This is a genomic window from Streptomyces sp. UNOC14_S4, assembly GCF_020740835.1.
Classification (GTDB): Bacteria; Actinomycetota; Actinomycetes; order Streptomycetales; family Streptomycetaceae; genus Streptomyces.
Genome location: NZ_JAINFC010000613.1, coordinates 1 through 3,975, shown reverse-complemented (window position 1 = coordinate 3,975; position 3,975 = coordinate 1). Strand labels below are relative to the sequence as shown.

General features: G+C 75.8%; 1 protein-coding gene. It reads left to right on the top strand.

From position 1 onward, the window contains the following. Positions 1-3,975 (top strand): type I polyketide synthase (locus K6I34_RS33060; RefSeq protein ID WP_229331731.1); only part of this gene is annotated, 3,975 nt, incomplete at both ends.

Sequence of the window (3,975 nt, the reverse complement as noted above, 5' to 3'; positions counted from 1 at the left end):
CGCCGACCGCGCACGCCACCTGCTCTCCCGGGCCCTGGACCCGGCCCCCGCGGACCGTACGCGGACCGCCGCCCCGGCCGACGGCGACCCGATCGCCATCGTCGCGATGAGCTGCCGCTACCCCGGCGGCGCCGACACCCCCGAGGGGCTGTGGCGCCTGGCCGCCGAAGGCGTCGACGCCATCGGGCCGTTCCCCGAGGACCGGGGCTGGGACCTCGGGGCCCTGCACCACCCCTCCCCGGACCGCCCCGGGACCACCTACGTGCGCGAGGGAGGGTTCCTCGACGGCGCCGGGGACTTCGACGCCGAGTTCTTCGGCATCAGCCCGCGCGAGGCCCTCGCCATGGACCCGCAGCAGCGCCTGCTCCTGGAGACGTCCTGGGAGACGCTGGAACGCGCCGGCCTCGACCCGGCCGGGCTGCGCGGCGAGCGCGTCGGCGTGTTCGTCGGCGCGACCGCGCAGGACTACGGACCGCGCATGCACCGGCCGGCCGGTGGCTTCGACGGCTATCTGCTCACCGGCAGCACCCCGAGCGTGGCCTCCGGCCGCATCGCCTACGCGCTCGGCCTCGAAGGCCCCGCCGTCACCGTCGACACCGCGTGCTCGTCGTCCCTCGTCGCCGTGCACCTGGCCGCGGCGGCCCTGCGCGGCGGCGAGTGCACGCTGGCCCTCGCGGGCGGCGCGACCGTCATGGCCGAACCCGGCATGTTCGTCGAGTTCGCGCGGCAGCGCGGCCTCGCCCCCGACGGCCGCTGCAAGCCGTTCTCCGCCGACGCGGACGGCACGGCGTGGGCCGAGGGCGTCGGCCTCGTCCTGCTGGAGCGGCTCTCGGACGCCCGGCGCAACGGCCACCCGGTACTGGGGCTCGTCGTCGGCACCGCGATCAACCAGGACGGCGCCAGCAACGGCCTCAGCGCCCCCAACGGGACCGCTCAGCAGCGGGTCATCCGCCAGGCCCTCGACTCCGCCGGACTGGCGCCGTCCGACGTCGATGTGGTCGAGGCCCATGGCACGGGCACCGCCCTCGGCGACCCCGTCGAAGCACACGCCCTGCTCGCCGTCTACGGCCGCGACCGCGCCCCGGAGCGGCCCCTGCTGCTCGGCTCGGTCAAGTCCAACATCGGCCACAGCCAAGCCGCGGCGGGGGTCGCGGGACTCATCAAGACCGTCCTCGCCATGCGGCAGGGCGTCGTGCCCGGCACCCTGCACCTGCGCGAACCCTCGCCCCGGGTGCGCTGGGCGGACGGCGCGATCACCGTCCCGGCCGTCGCGACACCGTGGCCGTCGTCCGCCGACGGCGACGGCGACGGCGACCGCGCCCGCCCTCGTCCCCGGCGCGCGGGCATCTCGTCGTTCGGCATCAGCGGCACCAACGCCCACGTCATCGTCGAACAGGCGCCCGCCACTGTTGAACGCAGCGACAAATCCGCGCCCAGTGCGCCCGATGCGCCCGACGCGTCCGCCGAACAGGACAAGCAGCCGGAACTCCCCGCGCCACTCACCGTCTCCGGCCGCACCGAAGCCGCCCTGCGCGCCCAGGCCGAACGGCTGGCCCGGCACCTCGAAGCCGCCGACACCTTCGACCACCACGCCGTCGGCCACGCGCTCCTGCGCACCCGGACACGATTCGACCGCACCGCCGTCGTCCTCTCCCGCACACGCACCGACGCGCTGCGCGGGCTGACCGCGCTCGCCGCGGGCGAGCCCGCCGAGAACCTGGTCCCGGCCCGGTCCGCGGCCACCGGGGCGACCGCGTTCGTCTTCCCCGGCCAGGGCTCGCAATGGACCGGCATGGCACTCGAACTCCTCGACACCTCCGAGGAGTTCGCGGCCGCACTGGACGCCTGCGCGACGGCGCTGGCCCCGCACGTCGACTGGTCGCTCGACGACGTACTGCGCGGCCGTCCGGGCGCGCCCGACCTGACCCGGGTCGACGTCGTCCAGCCGGTGCTGTTCGCCGTCATGGTCGCGCTGGCCCGGCTGTGGCAGTCCGTCGGCATCGAACCGGCCGCCGTCGTCGGCCACTCGCAAGGCGAGATCGCGGCCGCGTGCGTCGCGGGCGCGCTGTCGCTCGACGACGCCGCGAAAGTGGTCGCCCTGCGCAGCCGCGCCCTCCTCGCCACATCCGGCACCGGTGGCATGGTGTCCGTACCGCTACCCGCCGCCGACGTCACCGGACTACTCGCCCCCTGGGACGGCCGGATCGGCGTCGCCGCCCACAACGGGCCCGCCACCACCGTCGTCTCCGGGGACCCCGACGCCCTCGACGCCCTCCTCGCCCGCTGCGAGCGGGACGGCGTCCGCGCCCGCCGCATCCCGGTGGACTACGCCTCGCACTCGGCGCACATGGAGTGCCTCCGCGAACCGCTGCTCGCAGCCCTCGCCGACATCACCCCGCGCCCCGCCCGGATCGCGTTCTATTCGGCCGTCACCGGCGGGCTGCTGCCGGACACCTCGGTCCTCGACGCCGACTACTGGTACCGGAACCTGCGCCAGGAGGTGCGGTACGAATCCGCGGTACGCGCCCTGAGCGAGGACGGCCACCGCCTTTTCGTCGAAACCGGCCCGCACCCCGTCCTCGCGATCGGTACGCAGGAGACACTCGACGCATGCGGCACCGGCGGCACGGTGATCGGCACGCTGCGCAAGGACCACGGCGACCGCGCGCAGTTCCTTGCCTCCGTCGCGGAGGCGATCGCGCACGGGGCGACCCCAGACCCCGACGCGCTGTTCCCCGGCGACCACCGCCGCCCCGTCGACCTCCCCACCTACGCCTTCCAGCAGCGCCACTACTGGCTGGCCGCGAGGGCGGAACACACCCGCCCCGCCGACCTCGGCCTCGACGCGGTCGACCACCCCCTGCTGGGCGCCGTCACCACCACCCCGGACGGCACCACGCTGGCGACCGGACGGCTCTCCCCGGACACCCGGCCATGGCTGGCCGACCACATGGTGACCGGCACGGTCGTACTCCCCGGCACGGCCTTCCTCGACCTGGCCCTCCAGGCGGGCGCCCTCGCGGGCTGCGCCCACGTCGAGGAACTCACCCTGGAAGCCCCGCTCGTCCTCTCCGACGCCCGTGCCGCGCACCTCCGCGTGGCCGTCGCCCCCGCCGACCCGGGCGGACGGCACACCGTCACCGTGCACTCCCGGCCGACCGCACGGGACGACGAGGAGGAGTCCGACGACCGGCCGTGGACCCGGCACGCGTCGGGGACGCTCACCGCGACGCCGGACACCTCGGCGCCCCGCCCGGCCGACAGCGGTTCCTGGCCGCCCCCGGGCGCCGAGACCCTCGGCCTCGCCGACGCCTACGGCCGCCTCGACCGCCTGGGATACGGCTACGGCCCCTGGTTCCAGGGCCTGACGGCCGCCTGGCGCGCCGGTGACGACCTGTACGCCGAGGTCCGCCTGCCCGGCGAACCGGACGACGGCGATGCCGCGTTCGGCGTCCACCCCGCCCTCCTCGACGCCGCGCTCCACCCGCTGCTCCTCGCCGAGGCCGAGGCCGAGTCCAAGGCCGAGACCGGCGCCGGGGTCGACCCCGACGCCGCCGGGGCAGACGCCGACCCCGAGGCGTCCGGCCTGCCGACCCCACGCATTCCGTTCACTTTCACCGACGTATGGCTCCACGCCACCGGCGCCACCATGCTCCGCGCACGGCTCTCGCTCGCCGCCGACGGCACCAGGACGCTCGACGTCGAGGACGTCACCGGCGCGCCCGTCCTGACGGTCGGTGGTCTCACCCTGCGCGCGCTCCCCGCCGACCGTCTCGCACCGGCCGACACCGCACGGCACGACGCGATGTTCGAGCTGCGGTGGACGGAGCTGCCGACGCCGGTCGGCACAGGGCAGGTGCCGGAGACCGACTGCGCGGTCCTCGGCCCCGACGACCTGGGCCTCGGTGACCAGGCACACGCATACGCACACCTCGCCGACCTCGACGCCCGCACCGCGGCCGGTCACCCGGCCCC